This is a genomic window from Mycobacterium sp. UM_Kg27 (genome assembly GCF_000972905.1).
Lineage (GTDB): Bacteria > Actinomycetota > Actinomycetes > Mycobacteriales > Mycobacteriaceae > Mycobacterium.
Genome location: NZ_JRMM01000030.1, coordinates 1 through 17,697 on the forward strand (window position 1 = coordinate 1; position 17,697 = coordinate 17,697).

At 67.0% G+C, this 17,697-nt stretch carries 18 protein-coding genes and 3 pseudogenes; 7 read left to right on the plus strand and 14 right to left on the minus strand.

All coding sequences use genetic code 11. The features are described 5' to 3' along the window. Positions 1-148: 148 nt before the first annotated feature. The 5 genes and pseudogenes from LI94_RS23055 to LI94_RS07250 all read right to left on the minus strand — a co-directional run. Positions 149-552, minus strand: a pseudogene (locus tag LI94_RS23055) (IS1380 family transposase); the annotation flags it as partial. Between the two features lie 147 nt (positions 553-699). Beyond that, positions 700-1,278 carry a TetR/AcrR family transcriptional regulator gene (locus tag LI94_RS07235; RefSeq protein WP_174682934.1) on the minus strand — a complete coding sequence of 193 codons (579 nt, stop codon included), beginning with the start codon at positions 1,276-1,278 and terminating at the stop codon, positions 700-702. A gap of 92 nt (positions 1,279-1,370) precedes the next feature. Further along, entirely contained in the window at positions 1,371-2,282 is a 912-nt protein-coding gene (locus tag LI94_RS07240; RefSeq protein WP_046286740.1) for an alpha/beta hydrolase, read from the minus strand. Beyond that, positions 2,282-2,719: a PaaI family thioesterase gene (locus LI94_RS07245; RefSeq protein WP_046286743.1), complete on the minus strand. Its 438-nt coding sequence runs from the start codon at positions 2,717-2,719 to the stop codon at positions 2,282-2,284. The genes LI94_RS07240 and LI94_RS07245 overlap by 1 nt, the downstream gene beginning before the upstream one ends. Before the next feature lie 53 nt (positions 2,720-2,772). Then, complete coding sequence (locus tag LI94_RS07250; RefSeq protein ID WP_008256180.1) at positions 2,773-3,297, minus strand: TetR/AcrR family transcriptional regulator; 525 nt, start codon at positions 3,295-3,297, stop codon at positions 2,773-2,775. Between the two features lie 275 nt (positions 3,298-3,572). Between LI94_RS07250 and LI94_RS07255 the strand changes: the two are divergent. The 6 genes and pseudogenes from LI94_RS07255 to LI94_RS07280 all read left to right on the plus strand — a co-directional run. After that, positions 3,573-3,941: pseudogene (locus LI94_RS07255) on the plus strand (acetyl-CoA acetyltransferase); the annotation flags it as partial. Beyond that, positions 3,938-5,074 carry a zinc-binding dehydrogenase gene (locus tag LI94_RS07260; protein WP_046286738.1) on the plus strand — a complete coding sequence of 379 codons (1,137 nt, stop codon included), beginning with the start codon at positions 3,938-3,940 and terminating at the stop codon, positions 5,072-5,074. The pseudogene LI94_RS07255 and the gene LI94_RS07260, both read left to right, overlap by 4 nt. Then, positions 5,071-5,649, plus strand: a complete 579-nt coding sequence (locus LI94_RS07265) for a carboxymuconolactone decarboxylase family protein (RefSeq protein ID WP_036428816.1) — start codon at positions 5,071-5,073, stop codon at positions 5,647-5,649. The genes LI94_RS07260 and LI94_RS07265 overlap by 4 nt, the downstream gene beginning before the upstream one ends. 487 nt (positions 5,650-6,136) lie before the next feature. Next, positions 6,137-6,591 (plus strand): annotated as a pseudogene (locus LI94_RS24435) (type II toxin-antitoxin system Phd/YefM family antitoxin). A 3-nt stretch (positions 6,592-6,594) separates the two neighbouring features. Next, the gene (locus LI94_RS07275) at positions 6,595-7,029 is read left to right on the plus strand and encodes a type II toxin-antitoxin system VapC family toxin (RefSeq protein ID WP_046286737.1); all 435 of its coding nucleotides are present in this window, start codon (positions 6,595-6,597) and stop codon (positions 7,027-7,029) included. A gap of 346 nt (positions 7,030-7,375) precedes the next feature. After that, entirely contained in the window at positions 7,376-8,104 is a 729-nt protein-coding gene (locus tag LI94_RS07280; protein ID WP_046300777.1) for a phosphoribosyltransferase, read from the plus strand. Here the strand turns inward: LI94_RS07280 and LI94_RS07285 are convergent. Both LI94_RS07285 and LI94_RS07290 read right to left on the minus strand, forming a co-directional pair. Further along, a complete protein-coding gene (locus tag LI94_RS07285; protein ID WP_024440469.1) occupies positions 8,085-8,453 on the minus strand; it encodes a hypothetical protein in 369 nt (122 codons plus the stop codon). The two genes, LI94_RS07280 and LI94_RS07285, sit on opposite strands and share 20 nt — an antisense overlap. Positions 8,454-8,497: 44 nt before the next feature. Next, on the minus strand, positions 8,498-9,301 hold the full coding sequence (locus LI94_RS07290) for a DivIVA domain-containing protein (protein ID WP_024440470.1): 804 nt from the start codon (positions 9,299-9,301) through the stop codon (positions 8,498-8,500). A 518-nt stretch (positions 9,302-9,819) separates the two neighbouring features. On the opposite strand from LI94_RS07290, the gene LI94_RS07295 reads away from it, so the two are divergent. Next, positions 9,820-10,617, plus strand: coding sequence for a DUF2249 domain-containing protein (locus LI94_RS07295; RefSeq protein ID WP_046300778.1), 798 nt, complete (start codon positions 9,820-9,822; stop codon positions 10,615-10,617). A 15-nt stretch (positions 10,618-10,632) separates the two neighbouring features. On the opposite strand, the gene LI94_RS07300 is transcribed toward LI94_RS07295, so the two are convergent. The 7 genes from LI94_RS07300 to murG form a co-directional block, all read right to left on the minus strand. Next, complete coding sequence (locus tag LI94_RS07300) at positions 10,633-10,923, minus strand: YggT family protein (protein WP_024440472.1); 291 nt, start codon at positions 10,921-10,923, stop codon at positions 10,633-10,635. A gap of 70 nt (positions 10,924-10,993) precedes the next feature. Further along, on the minus strand, positions 10,994-11,650 hold the full coding sequence (locus tag LI94_RS07305; protein ID WP_024440473.1) for a cell division protein SepF: 657 nt from the start codon (positions 11,648-11,650) through the stop codon (positions 10,994-10,996). Positions 11,651-11,804: 154 nt separating this feature from the next. After that, a complete protein-coding gene (gene pgeF, locus LI94_RS07310) occupies positions 11,805-12,512 on the minus strand; it encodes a peptidoglycan editing factor PgeF (RefSeq protein WP_046300779.1) in 708 nt (235 codons plus the stop codon). An 18-nt stretch (positions 12,513-12,530) separates the two neighbouring features. Continuing rightward, complete coding sequence (gene ftsZ / locus LI94_RS07315; protein WP_024440475.1) at positions 12,531-13,694, minus strand: cell division protein FtsZ; 1,164 nt, start codon at positions 13,692-13,694, stop codon at positions 12,531-12,533. A gap of 319 nt (positions 13,695-14,013) precedes the next feature. Beyond that, positions 14,014-15,012, minus strand: a complete 999-nt coding sequence (locus tag LI94_RS07320) for a cell division protein FtsQ/DivIB (protein WP_024440476.1) — start codon at positions 15,010-15,012, stop codon at positions 14,014-14,016. Next, entirely contained in the window at positions 15,009-16,493 is a 1,485-nt protein-coding gene (gene murC / locus LI94_RS07325) for a UDP-N-acetylmuramate--L-alanine ligase (RefSeq protein WP_046300780.1), read from the minus strand. Before murC ends, LI94_RS07320 begins: the two co-directional genes overlap by 4 nt. Positions 16,494-16,551: 58 nt before the next feature. Continuing rightward, positions 16,552-17,697: an undecaprenyldiphospho-muramoylpentapeptide beta-N-acetylglucosaminyltransferase gene (gene murG / locus LI94_RS07330; RefSeq protein WP_046300781.1), complete on the minus strand. Its 1,146-nt coding sequence runs from the start codon at positions 17,695-17,697 to the stop codon at positions 16,552-16,554.

Consider the following 17,697-nt stretch of genomic DNA (forward strand, 5'->3'; position numbering starts at 1 on the left):
CAGATGTGTATAAGAGACAGGGCCGCTCTCCGAGCGAGTTCCGGCTCTCACCACATTGAGCTGTCCCGGCGGGTCCGGAGATCCGACCTTTGCGGCGTCTTTCTGCAGCGTCGCCTCTCCCCGGGTGTTCGATGGAGGCCCGAGCCTGCGCGCCGGGCAGCAGATTCACCCGGTCACACAAGCCGGCCAGATGCTCGGCCAGCACCGAATCCAATTGGCGGGCATGACCGAAAGTGAACTCCCGCAACAGCGTTCCCATCGTTGACGGGGGATACACCCGGCGGAAAAAGGGATTTATGCCGCCAGCGCGGACCAGGTCGACATCATCGATGTAATCCGCGCCCGCTTACATGCTCGCGATCAGGGTGGCCAGTTTCGGAGCCGGATTGGCCGACCTCGACTTGACCCTGGGAGCTGCGATGTGAATCTTGTTGGCCAACAACTCCGATAGGCCTGCCTGCTCAGCCAGCGCCATCACCGGCACCAGGCCCGCGCACGACACCAGATATCCTCATCGAACACATCGGACCGCGGGGTGAACGTGTGGGACACTCGCGCCGGAAGTGCCGTTCTCGAACTGGACCGATTGTTGCCTGAACAATATCAATCTTCCCAGCTCAGAACGCACTTTCCTTATCCCGACACCCCGACAAACAGTCCATTGTCAGTGGATCGAGGCCAAGACCGCTCAAGTCACAGCTATCTATAGCCAACGCCGAGGTAGCGGAGCGCCACCCGCGAGATCCGCGCACCCGTGGTGGCGATGTCCGCGGAGGGAAGAACGACGTGACTCACGGTGAGCCGCACCAGAACGTCTGCGACCTCCTCGACGTCTTCGGAGTCGAGATCGGCGAAGTGGTCGTGAAACCACGCGACCAAAGCCGCGGAGGAGAGCTGGAGCAGGGACGCCGATGTCGGCAGGAGAGGAAGAACGCCCGTCGTCGGCGCACCGGCGCGATCATCCCCTGAGTGGTTGGACGTCAGCACCGACTTCAGGAGCGGACTGGCTTCTGCTTCACGCAGGGTGAACCGCACCGCTGCGGTGATGCCGCCCTGAACGTCGCCGGTGTGTTCGGCGAGAATGGCGTGGATACCCTCCAGGAAGCGCTGACCCTCGGCCACCACGAGCGCGTCACCAAGTCCCTGCTTATCGCCGAACTCCTTGTATAGCGTCGGTCGGGAGACGCCGACAAGTTCGGCGACCTCACTCACTCGGACTTGTTCCCAGCCCTTCTCAATGGTGAGTTCCCGTGTCGCCCTCAAGACCTGCTCGCGGATATGTCGGCGAAACGACATCCGCGCCGAATCAGTTGGCATACGAGCAGAATAGGTGGCGAACTGGGATCTCCCGCGCAGCCCGACGACTGGCGTCAAACGGTACGGTCGAGAAAGTCGACGACCGCCGTCGAGAATGCGTCGTTGTTGTCGCCAGCAACCATGTGGCCCGCGCCTGACACGTCAACGGTTTGCGCGTGGGGAACCAAGGTGAGGAAATCCTTCACTGTCTCTTCGGAGACTATGTCCGACAGCAGGCCGCGGACCAGCAGCGCCGGCGCGGACACCTGTCGCGCGCCATCGACAAGGAATGCGCTCATCATCTCGAACTCCTCTGCGCCGTCGTCTGAATCACTCTGCAGGAACTGAAAATTCGACGTCGCAAACGCCGGATCCCATCGCCAGGCCCAGCGACCGTCTCCACGTCGGCGGAGGACTTTTTGAAGGCCGTCGACGTTTTCGGGGCGAGGGCGGTGCGGGTTGTAGGCGGCGATCACGTCAGCGGCCGACTCTAGGCTGTCGAAACCTTCGGGATGGGCCGACATGAACGATAGGACTCGGCGGGCGCCGTGCATCTGCATTCGCGGAGTGATGTCAACCAGGACGACGGCCTGCCATAGCTCCGATGGGGCGAGCAAGTGCGTGCCGAGGATGGTCAAACCGCCCAACGATGCCCCGATCGCGGCAACTGGGCGGGCGGAGCCGGCGTACGCGCGCACGGCCAACAGGTCGGACCCCAGCCGTTCGATGTCATAGCGTCCGTCTGGATCCCAGTCGCTGTCACCATGTCCCCTTGCGTCGTAGGCGGCAACGGTGTAGCCCCGCTGATGCAATCGTTGGGCGGTGACATCCCAGGCGTGCCGGCTCTGACCACCGCCGTGAAGGAGCAACACGACCGCCCGCGGTCCGTCACAGCGGTAGAAGTCGACCGCCAGCGAGAGCCCATCCACCGTGGGCACGCGCTCGACGACAGGAGCGGACAAATCATGTGCTCTGTTTGCAGACATCAAGAGATGGCCTTCGGTGCGACGACGGTGACGGTGCCCTGCGCCGCACACACCGCTCTGCCGTCGTTGCAGATGTCGATACGTGCCACACCGCTGGTTCTGCCCAGCGAGATGATCTCAGCCGTGGCTACACAGGTTCCGCTGGAAACTGGACGAAGCAAATTCAGTTTGAACTCCGTCGTCGCGACCCAGGATCCCATCGGAATCACGGGATAAAACACCACTCCAAGGCAATGGTCGACCATGGCCGACAAGCAGCCGCCATGCAAGTTGCCGAAAGGCGTCTTCAGGTCGTCGCGTGCGTCCATCTCCGCGACGAGCCGTCCAGCAGTGAAGTCAGTGTGCCGGAAGCCGAGGTAACCGGCCAACCCGCCCGTGGTTTCTGCTGCGCTCTGCAGTTGTTCAGCGACCTGCTGGTTGAACGTGGTGAACTGCACAGACATGTCCGGCCTCCTACCTCAGCTGTGGTTGAGACATTACGCCTTGTCTGTCACATCGGTCGACAATGGTCGCTCGCCAGGATTGCGGGAAGGAGAAACCTTGAAAGAAATGTCCGGAGCCCGTCACGACTGCGCTCCCGCGGTCCTCGAACAGTCAGCAGGCTCAGTATCGTGCGGAGAACCCACTCGGCGGCGTCGTCGACGGAGACGCCCGGTTCTACGTAACTCCAGTGTCTCCTGAAGATGGGACGGAGAAACTCGGTGACGAGTTCGAAGAGTGACGTCGAGGTCCCCGCCGCGAGGCCAACGCCGGCGAGTTCCTCGTCGCTGCCGAACAACAATCCGATGATCTCTTCGCGGCGCGCGGCCTCAACTGTGTATTCCACGAAATCGACGAGAGCGGAGCCCAGATCGGTGTGCTCCGCGATCCGGGGGTTGATGCGATCGAGATAGCGCTCGGCGGCGCGAATGATGACGCCCGACATCACCGCCTCCCGATTAGGGAAGTAGCGATACACCGTTGCCCTGGAGACACCCGCTGTTCTGCCGATGTCCTCCATGGTCGTGCCTACCACGCCGCAACTCTCTAGGCACCGCTCGGCAGCATCTAGCAATCGGTCGCGAGCGGAACCACGATCTGACGGCGCGGCGGCACCCCATCGCACCAACTTCGTCGACACAACAGCCAGTATGCCGCGGGCGCACACCATTGTGGCTTGACTGCAGATATGACACCATCGCATTCGTGTCTCACAACAGCCCGTGGCCCTGAGCGAGTGATCGATTGTCGGTAGAAGCGCGTACTCCGGTGGTGGTCGGCGTAGGCGAAGTAACCCATCGCGGGGACGACGTCGTCACCGGCCTCGGTTGGTATTCGACGAAACATTCGGTCGGTGTGTGGTCGGCCACCCCTCCACCAACCGGGTGGCGACTGATCGACACGGCAGACGAACAAGCTCAGATCGATTCATCGCGGCTGGCCGTCGCAGGCGTCGACGAGGCGACCGGTCGCGCGACAGTGGACGGGTACACGGTCGAATACGACCGAGACGGGCGACCTCGATGGACACCGATCATCGCGCACCTGTCCGACGGGCGAAGAGTCGTCGCACGCAGCGACGATCCGCAGATTGCCGAGGCGATGGCGGGCGAGATGTACGTTGGCAGAACGGTTTGCCTCCGAAACACAGGGTCGTCCACGGGATTCGAGCTTCCATGATCGCCGAGGCCATGGTGTTGACCGGACCGCGGAATCTGGAGCGGCGCCAGATGACCATCCCCGACGTCGGTGACCGCGGTGCGATCCTGCGAGTTGAAGCATGTGGTCTATGCGGTACAGATCACGAACAATTCACCGGACACCTGCCTGCCGGCTTCTCATTCGTTCCAGGTCACGAAATCGTCGGCATCGTCGAACATGTCGGCAATGCGGCCAGCGAACGCTTGTGCGTCCAGGCCGGCCAGCGCGTGGCCGTCGAGGTGTTCCGGTCCTGCCGAGACTGCCCGGAGTGTCGCCGCGGCGAATACCGGCGATGTGCGGTGAACGGCATCGCCACCATGTTCGGGTTCGTCGACGTGGAGATCGGCGCCGGGTTATGGGGCGGATACGCCACCCATGTGGAGCTTCCGTGGGACGCGATGCTACTCCCGATTGCCGAAGACATGGACCCCGTTCTCGCCACGTTGTTCAACCCTCTCGGGGCCGGTATCCAATGGGGGAAAACTCTTCCCGACACCAAGGCGGGGGGTATCGTAGCGATACTGGGACCGGGCATCCGCGGGATCTGCGCGGCGGTGGCGGCGAAAGAGGCGGGAGCCGCTTTCGTCGCGATGACCGGCATCGGTCCACGCGACGATCAGCGACTGGCCATAGCCAGATCATTCGGTGTCGACCTGCCCATCGACGTATCGCAGGACGATGCAGTGACAGCGCTCCAGCGTGAGACAGGCGGACAGCTTGCCGACGTGGTCGTCGATGTCACCGCCAAAGCACCCTCCGCGTTCGCCGACGCCGTCGCCCTTGCCAGGCCTGGCGGCACGGTCGTGGTTGCCGGCACCCGCGGCGGAGGCGGCGCGCCCGGCTTTGAACCAGACACGCTGGTGTATAAGGAATTACACATCTCCGGTGCACTCGGCGTGGAGTATCCCGCCTACCGGGCAGCCCTCGAGATTCTGGCCACGCGCCGCTGGCCGTTCGACCGGATCACAAGAGAATCAACCGGATTCGCTGGTCTCGCGCCGCTGCTCAGTTCGCTTGCAGATGAAAATGCCAAATCGAGTGCGGCCCTGCACAACGTCTTCGTGCCCACGCCCTCACAGCATGCGGAGCTTCAACAGAGAAAGGTCACGTGACGAGGACGGAACGCGTACCGATGCTCGACCTTGAGCAGGCCCGGCTGCGGGCTGCCGAGTGTGGGCTGCCCGAAGAGATGGCAGAACTGTCAGTATTTCGCGTGGCACTTCACCAGCCGAGCCTCGCAGTGGCCCTGTACGGAATGCTCGAGGCGCTGCTATTTAACGGTGTGCTCGACGCCCGGCTACGCGAATTGATCATCATGCGCATCGGCTGGGTAACGGGGTCGGTATATGAGTGGACACAGCATTGGCGAATCGCGACGCTGCTCGGTGTGGCTTCGGATGACCTTCTGGCGGTGCGTGACTGGCAAAGTTCCAATCGTCTGGGCCATGCCGAGCGTGCAGTCCTGGCGGCGACCGATGATGTGGTACGTGACGGGGTCATTGCCGAGGAAAACTGGGCCGCGTGCCACAAGGCATTCAATGGCGATCACGCGGTTTTGGTCGAACTTGTCGGAGCGATCGCCAATTGGCGGCTCTTTTCGATCCTGCTTCGATCCTTGAATATTCCGCTTGAGTCGGGTACCGACTCCTGGCCGCCCGATGGGCGAGCCCCTCGACGTGACGATTGAGTAAAAACCGGTTGTTCAGCAATCGCACCCAAGTTGAAGCTCGGTTACCCCTTATGTTCCTAGTCAGTTGTGGGCTATTGAATTTCAAACGGGTAGTTGTGATTTCGGTCTCATAGCCACGGTCTCGGGGTAATGCCACCAACTAAACATGTGGAGCCAACTGTTCTGGGACGCCTACACCAGCTTGAAGCACGCTCCGTCATACGAATACGATCCAAGGCATGTCGAGGTTCTTCGCGACTCAGGCCAACTGTTACTACTGGGAGAGTCGTTCAATCGGGTCGCTGGCAACAGAACGCCAATGAAGGCGATCGCCAGCAGTCACCGCACACAGCACCTCAAGCAGAGAATTCAAGAGCCCGCTGCTGCAAGCTAGACCCGGCGTCCGACACCGAGGCGCTGCCGCCTCCATGCAGCTGACCACGAACGCCAGCTGCGCCGAAGTCCCACCGGGGACGGCAAACACCTTCCGCCGCAACACCTTCGGATGCAGCTTGGACGGAAGGCCACCAGCCACCATGATATCGACCGTCTCGGCGTCGCCAGCACCGCGGACGAATCGGTGTACCGGCCCGTTGCCACCTCGCCTCCGGCTTGCGCAGGTCAATCTCTCAGGTCGTCGTTGCCACACTCAGGAGTGACATGTACAAATCACGGTTCAGCGAGTGTACAGTTCACGGTGTGGAGGTATCCGTGACCGAGTTGCGCGCGCACCTTAGCGATTGGCTCGATCGAGTTCGGGCTGGTGGTGAGGTCGTCATCACCGACCGCGGGATTCCGGTCGCGCGACTCGCTGCGCTGGACAGCGCAGGCACCTTGGAGCGTCTCACGGCCGAAGGCGTGATTGGCAGGGCCACCGCGCAGCGGCCCGTCGCTGCGGGACGGTCCCGGCCCAGGCCGCGGCGGCCGGTGTCTGACCAGGTCAGCGACCAGCGGCGCTGACCGGTGCCGCTCGTCTACTTCGACGCCAGCGCCTTCGTCAAACTTCTCACCACCGAGACAGGGAGCTCGCTGGCGTCCGCGCTATGGGACGGCTGCGACGCCGCATTGTCCAGCCGTCTGGCCTACCCCGAAGTCCGCGCCGCACTCGCTGCAGCAGCCCGCAATCACGACCTAACTGAATCCGAGCTCGCCGCTGCCGAGCGTGACTGGGAGGACTTCTGGGCCGCCACCCGCCCAGTCGAACTCACCGCGACAATTGAACAGCACGCCGGCCGCCTCGCCCGCGCCCATGCCTTGCGCGGAGCCGACGCTGTCCATCTGGCCAGCGCGTTGGCAGTCGGCGACCCCGGCCTGATCGTCGCCGTTTGGGACCGACGCCTGCACGCCGGAGCCCAAGCCGCCGGGTGCCGACTCGCCCCCGCCCAACTCGACCGCTAATCCGACCGCTCGACGTCAGAGGTGGGTCGACCCCGGCATGGATGACGATCAGGTACCGATTCGCCAGGTCAGAACCCGTGTCGTAAGTGGCCAAGTCCCCCCTCGGACACATTTTCTGTGCGGAGTCGGGTCCTCGGTTACGGCCCGCTCCGACCATGTGGGCTGGTGCCCGGCTTTGAGCGACAACTGCTGTGGTGAGCCGGGATTGACCGGACGTGTCGCTCAGAGGCGGGCAACCGCCCTGCCGTCTCGGGGCGCGCAGGCCGGATCAGGCTCCGCTTTGACCGGCTGCGGAATGGCCGAGCTGAATCACCGAAGTCCCAACCGTCGTAGGCTCGGTGGGGAGATGACTCGTCCAGGCGCGTACCTTCGCCAGCCGGCGCCACGCACCTTTTCCGACCGCCGTGACGCCGGCCGGGTCCTGGCCGAGCTGGTGACGGGCTATCTGGCCGACTCCCTGCCCGCCGCTGCGGGCGCCCAGGGCGTGGTGGTGCTGGGATTAGCCCGCGGCGGGGTCCCGGTCGCCTGGGAGGTCGCCGCTGCCCTGCGAGCGCCGCTGGACGTGTTTCTGGTCCGCAAGATCGGGGTGCCGCAGCAGCCCGAGTTGGCGATGGGCGCGCTGGCCGGCGGCCAGGTGGTGATGAACGACGAGGTGGTCCGCAGCCTGGCTATCGGCGACGACGTGGTGCAGTCGGTGATCGAGCGCGAGACCACCGAATTACGCCGCCGCGAACGTGCCTACCGTGGCGACCGCCCGGCGACCGATCTGCGCGGCCGGGTGGTGATCTTGGTCGACGACGGTATCGCCACCGGTGCGAGCGTGCTGGCGGCGGTCCGGGTGGTCCAGGCGGCCGAACCGGCGTCGATCATCGTCGCCGTGCCGGTGGCGGCACGCTCCGCATGTCGCAAGATCGCCCAGGAAGCCGACGACGTCGTCTGCGTCACCAGCCCCGAGGCCTTCGACGCGGTGGGACAGGTCTATCGCAACTTTGACCAGACCACCGACGACGAAGTCCGCGACCTGCTGGCCGCGCCGACGACCGGCCGAACAGCGGCTAATCGGCCGGGTGCGTAGCGGGCTCCTCAGCGGCCACTTCGGTTGGCTCGGCGGCCTCAGCGTCGAAGTCGGCCACCTCAGCGGCCTCGGAGTTCTCGACGCCGGCATCGTCGGCCTCGTAATCGGCCGCGTCGTAGACCTCGTCGGCGGGAACCTCGGACTCCTCAACGGCGTCCCCGGCATCCGAGGGGGCCTCGACCGCCGGGGCGTTCGCGCGCCGCTCCCGCAGGGCGTCCACGATCAGCAGCAGTACGCCCAGCACGCTGGCGCCGATGCAGACCCACGCCACCAGCGCATTGCTGGTGACGACGGCGAACACCAATGCGGCCAGGCCGATTACCGCCAATACCAATGCGATGACCAGCATCGACTCACCTCCAGTCCGACGGGCGAACTACTCGACTCCGACGGTCAGTTGGTGCCGCGGTTGAAGTGGTTGAAGCCGCCGCCGTCGCCGCTGGCACTGCTGTCGACGGGCGCTGCCGAACCGCGCTGGCCCAGCTCCTCGAGCTGGGATTCCAGATAGGTCTTGAGCCGGGTGCGGTACTCGCGCTCGAAGGTGCGCAGTTGTTCGAGGCGGCCTTCCAGCACAGTGCGCTGCTGGTTGATCGTGCCCATGATCTCGGAGTGCTTGCGCTCGGCGTCGGCCTGCAGTGCGTCGGCCTTCTCCTGGGCCTGGCGCAACTGGGTCTCCGAACGGGTCTGGGCGTCGGAGAGCATGGCGTCGGCGCGCTGGCGGGCTTCGGCGACCGTCGTCTCCGCGGTCTGGCGTGCCTCGGTGAGGATCTGGTCGGCGTTGGCGCGGGCGTCGGCCATCAGCTTCTCCGACTCGGCCCGGGCGGTGCCGGTCAACCGGTCGGCGGTGTCCTGGGCCAGGCTCAGCACGCGGGCCGCCTTGAGGTGCTGCTCCTCGGCAGGCACTTCGGCGGCCGGCGCGGCGGCCACCGGCTGCGGCGGCGCCACCGGCTCCGGGGCCGGCTCGTAGGCCGGGATCGAGGGAATCGGCTGGGCGGCGCCACCGGCGCGGGCCGCGGCCAAGTCCTGGTCGAGCTCGCTCACCCGCTGACGCAGGTCGGCGTTCTCCTCGATAAGGCGCGTCAGCTCGGTCTCGACCAAGTCGAGGAAGGCGTCGACCTCGTCCTCGTTGTAGCCGCGCTTCCCAATCGGCGGTTTGCTGAACGCGACGTTATGTACGTCGGCCGGTGTTAGTGGCATCGTCTGCCCCCTCGAGTCAGGTAGTTGGTAGCGCCGATCGGGCACGTTAGTCGACCGGGAAAACGCTCGCGGTGTGTAACTGCCGTCCATCCTGTCACATCAGCCGCTGCGCTCGGCAATGTGAACGATATTAAGAGTGAATTTCAAATTGCTGCCACAGAAATCACGCATTGGCAAACGCAAGCTCCGCCGACGATCGGCGATCCCGGCCGGTGAGCGGTGCCCGGAGGCCATGGCGGTGAGGCCAAACCGCCGGGAACTGGGCCTCTGGGCACCGCCGACAATCGGCTGCGACTCCACCCTTCCGGCCGGCGGCAGCAAAGTGCTTAGGCGCCCAACCTGGGAAATGTGAGCTATTTCGCTACGCACCAACCGTGTCGGCCGCCCACCCCCCACGGCCGCGCTCGGCCGACGGGGGTACCGGTCCGGCCGCCGGCGCCGTATTATTCACAATCGCGACCCGTAAATATTCCTGACGAGGTCGAACCGCGCGGAACCGACCGGAGGGACACTCGGGAATGACAACCAATGACGTGGTCATGGCGACCAGCGAAGCGGACTCGGCAGCCGTCGATGACATCCGATCTCGCTACGCCGAACTCCTCGGCCGCCAGGCCGCCCTGGGCGCAGCGTTGTTCGCCGCGGTCGCCGGGCCGACCTTCGATGAGGCACTCGGGGCCGTGCAGGTGTCCCTCGACCGAGCGGTACGACCGCAGTTACAGGCCGCGGTGGGCCTGATATTCCCGGCGTTGGCCGGCGTCGAGCGCTCGCGGCTGCTGGTCGAAGGCCTGCTCGGTGACATCCACCTGATCGAGCAGCTGGCGGCGCGAATCGCCCACGGCACCGACCGGGTTCAGCGGGTCGCGCATGTCGAGGCGCTGCGCGTCCTGCTGGATGCAGTGCTGGGCAAGATCGCCGACCTGCTGCTGCCCGCACTCGCCCAGGCCAGCGGCGTCTCACTGGCCGCACTGGCCGCCCAACTTCCCGGCCTCGATGACGTCGCATCCGGGTCCGCTCCCACGGCCCAGCCCGGGCCCGCCGCCCACGGGCACGACGGCCACACCGGTTGCGGCTGCGGCGAGGAAGACGACGAGATGCCCGAACTCGACGTGCGCGAGATTCCGCACGCCATCAGACATGCCACGGTGTTCGGCGCCTTCGACGCGGTTCCGGTGGGCGGATCGCTGCTGCTGGTGGCCCCGCACGACCCGATCCCGCTGCTGCGTCAGCTCGCTGAGCGCAGCGGTGGCCGGCTGGCGGTCGGCTACGAGGAGCGTGGACCGGAGGCGTGGCGGTTGCGACTGACCCGGGTCTGAGCCCCGCTGACGCCGCTAAGCGGCGTGCTGCAGGGCCAGCTCCATGCCGACGAACGCGATCAGCAGCAGCACCATGATCGACAGGTCGATCCGCACCGCCCCGATGGTCAGCTGCGGAATGAGCCGTCGCAGCAGTTTCACCGGCGGATCGGTGATGCTCATGATCAGTTCCAGGATCACCACGGTGGCACCCGTCGGGTGCCAGTCACGGCTGAACGAGCGAATGAACTCGATGACGATCCGGGCGATCAGCAACAGCCAGAAGACAAATAGCGCGATACCAAGAATCGTGAAGAACAGCGCCAACGGAATGCGACCTTACTGACGAGGGTGTGCCCGCATCAGCAGTGCTGACCGGCTCGACTGCCGTTCCAGCCTACCGATAGGCGTAGAAGCCGGTCTCGGCGATGCGGCGACGCTCCTCCGGGGAGACGTCGACATCGGCCGGAGACAGCAGAAACACCTTGGTCGCGACCTTGTCGAAAGAGCCGCGCAGGGCGAAGGCAAGCCCCGCCGCGAAGTCGACCAGCCGCTTGGCGTCGGCGTTGTCCATCGACACCAGGTCCATGATGACCGGGGTGCCGTCGCGGAACCGCTCGCCGATGGTGCGGGCTTCGCTGTAGTCCTTGGGCCGCAGCGTGGTGATCTTCGACAGCGGGCTGCTCTCGTCGAACATCTGGGCCATCCGGCGCGGCTCCATCGCCAGGGCGCCGCGGGTCGAGCCGCGCAGCGAGGAGAACCGGCGCTCGAAGTCACGGGGCCGGTCGAACTCACGCGCGCGGTAGCGGGGGTCGCGGGCGTCGTCGTCGTAGCCGCCCCGGTAGCCGCCGGGCACGTCGTCGTAGTCGCGATCGTCGTAGCGGCCCTCCGAGCGGCCGCCTACCCGGTCGAAAACATCCTCGCCGAATCGCTCCGCCCGGGGCGCGTAGTCACGCGACCCGGCGCGGTCATCGCCGTCGTCGTAGTAGTCGTCGTCGTAGTCCTCCATAGGAGCCATCCCGAAGTAGGCCTTGACCTTGTGGAGTGTGCTCATCCTTGGACCCTTCTAGGCTGATGACTGTGATGAAGGTGTGACTGAAGTGACTAATAACGGTGACGGTAACGGCAGCGAGCGCGTTGACGCGGCACCGACACGCGGACAGCTCCCACCGGTTTCACCCACCCTTCCAGCGACCTCTACCGCGGACTCATTCCAGCCAGACCAGCGACGCCAGCCGGCCGGTGAGTCCGTCGCGACGGTGACTGAACAATTTCGGGTCCGCCGCCGTACAACGCGGGTCGGCGTCGATGGCCTGCACGCCCAATCCCCTTAGTTGACGCGCGATTCCGGCCCGCAGGTCCAGCCCTACAGTGCCCGCCGACGTGACGGTGCGACTGCCCGGCAGCGCCGCCTCGACCTCGTCGGCCATCTCAGCGGGCACCTCGTAGTGCAGTCCACTGACCGCTGGGCCCAGCAAAACCGAAATGTCGCCAGCGTGTGCCCCGGCCGCCAGCATGGACTCCAGCGTGCGAGCGACCACGCCATGCTGCGCGCCGACCCGGCCGGCATGGACTGCCGCGACCACCCCGGCCCGCGCGTCGGCCATCAGCACCGGAACACAGTCGGCGGTCACCACCACCATCGCCAGCCGGGGCTCCGTGGTGACCAGAGCATCGGTGGCGTCGAACGGGGTGTCGCGCGGCCCGTCGACGACCGCCACATGATCACCGTGCACCTGGTTCATCCACACCAGCCGATCGGGACCGAGGCCGGTGGCCTTGGCCAGCCGTGCGCGATTAGCCGCCACCGCGGCCGGGTCATCGCCGACGTGGTCGCCGAGGTTGAAGCTGTCGAACGGAGCCTTCGACACACCACCGGAGCGGGTGGTCGTCACCCGCCGGATGCGAAACGTCACCGCGCCGAAGCCCGAAGGTCAGTGGCGCATGAAGGGCGGCACGTCGACGTCGTCGTCGTCGCAGCCGTCGTCACCATTGCGCCCGCCCACACTGACCGTCGCACCGTTGGTGGGCGCCGGCACACTGACCGCATCCACCGGGTCGAACAGCGACGTGGTGACCTTGCCGGCCTGTCCGGGCGCCATCGCGTGCCGAGCCGCGCCGGGCGTACCGGTCACCGGCTTGCGTCCGGAGCCCGCCGAGTCGAAGCCGGCCGCGATCACCGTGACCCGCACCTCGTCGCCGAGGGAGTCGTCGATCACGGTGCCGAAGATGATGTTGGCCTCGGGGTGCGCGGCGTCCTGCACCAGCGATGCCGCCTCGTTGATCTCGAACAGCCCCAGGTCGCTGCCGCCGGCGACCGACATCAGCACGCCCTGGGCGCCTTCCATCGAGGCTTCCAGCAGCGGCGAGTTGATCGCGATCTCGGCGGCCTTGAGCGCCCGGCCGTCACCGCGGGCCGATCCGATGCCCATCAGCGCGGTGCCGGCGCCGCTCATGATGCCCTTGACGTCGGCGAAGTCGACGTTGATCAGGCCGGGCGTGGTGATCAGGTCGGTGATGCCCTGGACACCGTTGAGCAACACCTCGTCGGCGCTGCGGAACGCGTCCATCAGCGAGACCTGGGCGTCGCCCATCTGCAGCAGCCGGTCATTGGGGATCACGATCAGGGTGTCGCAGCTCTCCCGCAGCGCGGTGATGCCGTTCTCGGCCTGGTTGCTGCGCCGCTTGCCCTCAAAGGAGAACGGCCGGGTGACCACACCGACGGTCAGTGCGCCGAGCTTGCGCGCGATGGTCGCGACCACCGGGGCGCCGCCGGTGCCGGTGCCGCCGCCCTCCCCGGCGGTGACGAACACCATGTCGGCGCCGCGCAGCAGCTCCTCGATCTCATCCTTGGCGTCTTCGGCGGCGCGACGGCCCACTTCCGGGTCGGCGCCGGCGCCGAGCCCGCGGGTGGAGTCACGGCCGACGTCGAGTTTGACGTCGGCGTCGCTCATCAGCAATGCCTGCGCGTCGGTGTTGATCGCGATGAACTCAACGCCCTTGAGGCCCTGCTCGATCATCCGGTTGACGGCGTTGACGCCGCCACCACCGATACCCACGACTTTGATGACGGCCAGATAGTTGTGCGGTGGGGTCATCGTTCGTCTTCCTCCCTGGTGGGATTGGAGTCCTCTTCGGGCCGGGCTTGGCGCGGAACTCCCGATTCTGTCTTCGACAAAACCCTCAACCTCAACCATAGGCTTAGAGTTATGTCAAGTTGTTCCGCGCAACCGCCACAGTAGGACCGCCTGCGCCCTCATCGGCGCCGACGCGCCGAGACACGCCCGGTGAATTTTCCTGTCGGGCGGGGGCTTCCCGCCCGCGAACCTTCACCGAGTGCGAACCCGGCGACGGGATTTCCGCGTGCCGTGCAGCCGGATTCACACTCGCAGGCCACCGACGGGTCGTTCGACGGCGCTACCGGACGGTGGGCAGGTCCGGACTCGACACGTCATAGGTGTGGCCGGGCTGGGTCAGCAACGCCGCCAGCTTCTGTGCCTTCTCCGCGGTGCGGTCGGTGTTGCCCCACACCACCACCCGGCCATCGGCCAGCGTCAGGGTGATCGACGCCACCGACGGGGCGGCCACCCGGCTGATCTGGCCGGCCACCTCGGGCGCCAGCGAGGTCATCACCTGCAGAGCGGCCAGCGTGGACGGGTCCGCCGGGCCAGGGTTGTCCACATCGAAGAACGGCAGCATTCTCGGCGGCGCCCCGGTCGCAAAGTCGACGCCATCCCGGTCGAACAGGTGCGGGCCGTCCGGAAAATCCTTGTAGACCACCGGGACCCGTTCGACCACCGCGATCCCCAGCACCGAGGGGTACTGCCGCTGCACCCGGGTGCTGGCCACCCGTCGAATGGTCGCGACCCGATCGGCCACGCTGCCGGTGTCGATCTGCAGCAACGGCGTTCCGTGCCGGACCCGCGCCACCTCCAGCACTTCCTCCCGGGTCACCGTCGCGATCCCGGTGACCTCGATATCGCGCACCGACATCAGCGGGGTGAAGTACAAGATGAGCCCGAGCCCGACGACCAGCACCGCCGCCAGAAAGACCGCCAGCACCATCTTCAGCCCACGAATGGTGCCGCGGGGAACGCCTTTGGGCGCGTCGGCAGAACCGGCGCGCAGTCGCCGCTTGGCCTCTCTACGGGCCTGTTCGATGGCCTCGGCGCGCGCCTGTGCGGCGCGCCGCTCCGCGCGTTCGCGACGGGCCCGGCGTCGTGGACCCTCCACCTCGGCGGGCTCGTCGGCGGCCTCCGCCTCCTGGCCGTCATCCGCGGCGACGTCGCCCTCCGCGACCTCCGCGTCCGTTTCCGGGGTGTCGGCGGCGGCCTCCGTCGCGTCCGTTACTGGAACGTCGGCGGCATCATCCGGATCCTCCGGTGGACCGGCCGGGGTCTCAGGCGGGACGGTCACAGCGCCCCCGGACTGCCGGGAGGGGTCCGATCGGCGCGTGCCCGCAACGCGCTGACGATCTCCGGCCCCAACATGGTGACGTCGCCGGCGCCCATGGTGATGATCACGTCACCGGGACCGGCGGCCGCTGCCACCGCGTCGGGCACCGCCGAGAAGTCCGGCAGGTAATGCACCGGCACACTGACATGTTCGGCGACGCTGGCGCCGCTCACCCCGGGCAACGGCTGCTCACGCGCACCGTAGACGTCGAGGACGAAAACCTCGTCGGCGCCGTCCAGCGACCGGCCGAACTCGGCGGCGAACTCCTTTGTCCGCGAATACAGATGCGGCTGGAACACCACCAGGCTGCGCCCGGTTCCGCGCTCGTTCAGCAGCGCCCGGACCGCGGTCAAGGTCGCGGAGATCTCGGTGGGATGGTGCGCGTAGTCGTCGAAGACCCGCACCGAACCCGTGACGCCTGCCGACCCGACCAGCTCGAAACGTCGGCGCACCCCGTCGAACCCGGCCAGCCCGTCGAGCACCGCATCGAGCGGCGCACCGACCTCGACCGCCGCCAGCAGCGCGCCGAGCGCATTGAGTGCCATATGACGTCCCGGCACCGACAGTCGCATCGCCCTGCGCTCGCCCGTTCCGGCCAGCATGATCTCGGCGACCGCTCCGGTCCCCTGCTGCTCCCAACTGACCAGCTCGCCGTCAAGCGGCGCCGTCCCGGCGCCTTCGGTGCCGTAGCGCAGCACCCGGATGCCCTGGGCCGCAGTGCGCTCGGCCAGCTCGGCCCCACCGGGGTCATCGACGCACACCACCACCGCCCCGCCCGGCGCGATGCGCTCGACGAACGCGTCGAACACCTGGGTGTAGGCCTCGGCACTGCCGAAGAAGTCGAGATGGTCCGCCTCGATGTTGGTCACCACCGCCACGTTGGGGGTGTACTCCAACAGCGAGCCGTCGCTCTCATCGGCCTCGGCGACGAACAGCGGCCCGCTGCCATGATGGGCGTTGGTGCCGGCTTCTGCACCGGCAGAACCCAATTCGCCGCCGACCGCGAACGACGGATCCAAGCCGCAGTGCTGCAACGCGACCACCAACATCGACGTCGTCGTGGTCTTGCCGTGGGTGCCGGTGACCATCAGCGTGGTGCGCCCGGCCATCAACTTCGCCAGCACCGCCGGTCGCAACACCACCGGGATGCCGCGACGCCGCGCCTCGACAAGCTCGGGGTTGGTCTTGGGAATCGCCGCGTGGGTGGTGACGACGGCGGTGACCCCACCGGGCAGCAGATCCAGGGCCGACGCGTCGTGACCGATCCGCACCTGCGCGCCGCGGGCCCGCAGTGCGTGAATCCCGCGGGACTCCTTGGCATCCGAGCCCGAGACCAGCCCCCCGCGGTCCAGCAAGATGCGGGCGATTCCGGACATGCCCGCGCCGCCGATACCGACCATGTGTACCCGGCTCAGCTCCGGTGGCAGCCGGTCGGAGCTCATGCCCGGCTCCCAGACCGCCGGGCGCTCGCGACATCCAGTGCGACCCCGCTCATGCCGCTCACTGGCCGTCCCTCGCTGCGCTCGCGACATCCAGTGCGACGGAAGCGACCCGGCGGGCAGCCTCGGGGTGCCCGGCCAGGACCGCGGCGCTGGTCATCGCGGCCAGCCGCGCGGTGTCGGTGAGCAGCCCCGCGACCGTCTCGGCCACGAAATCCGGCGTCAGCGCGGCGTCGTCGACCAGGATTCCGCCCCCGGCATTGACCACCGGAAGCGCGTTGAGGCGCTGTTCCCCGTTGCCGATCGGCAGCGGGACGTACACCGCGGGCAGCCCGACCGCCGACACTTCGGCAACCGTCATCGCCCCGGAGCGGCAGATCGCCAGGTCGGCGGCCGCATAGGCCAGGTCCATCCGGTCCAGATAGGGCACCGCGACGTACGGCGGATCGCCCGCGCCGGCTTCCGGCAGGTCCAGGGTGTTCTTCGGGCCGTGCGCGTGCAGCACCGAAACACCGGCGGCAGCGAGTTGTTCGGCCGCCCCGGCCACCGCCTGGTTGATCGAGCGGGCGCCCTGCGAGCCGCCGAATACCAGCAGTACCCGGGCGTCGTCGGCGAAGCCGAACTCGGCGCGGGCCGCCGACCGCAGCGCGGCCCGGTCCAAGGTGGTGATGGCCGCCCGGACCGGCACCCCGACCACCTCGGGGTGGGCCAGACCGCAATCAGGAACTGCGGACAGCACCCGTTGCGCGCCCCGGGCGCCGACGCGGTTGGCCAGGCCGGCGCGGGCATTGGCCTCGTGGATCACCACCGGCACCCGCTTGGCACCGAGACCCCGCGCGGCTAGATATGCCGGCAGCGCCACGTAGCCGCCGAAGCCGATCACCACGTCGGCCTGCACGTCGCGCAGCACCGCCCGGGTCTCCCGGACCGCACGCAGCACCCGCAGCGGCAGCCGGGCCAGGTCGGCATTGATCTTGCGGGGCAATGGCACCGGGGTGATCAACTCCAGGTCGTAGCCACGGGCCGGCACCAGCCGGTTCTCCAGGCCGCGGGCGGTGCCCAACGCGGTGATCCGGACGTCGGGGTCCAGTGCGCGCAGCGCGTCCGCGACCGCCATCGCAGGTTCGACATGGCCGGCAGTGCCCCCGCCGGCGAGGACTACCGATAACGACGCACCGCGGTCCGATGAGATGACCGAGTCGTTCAC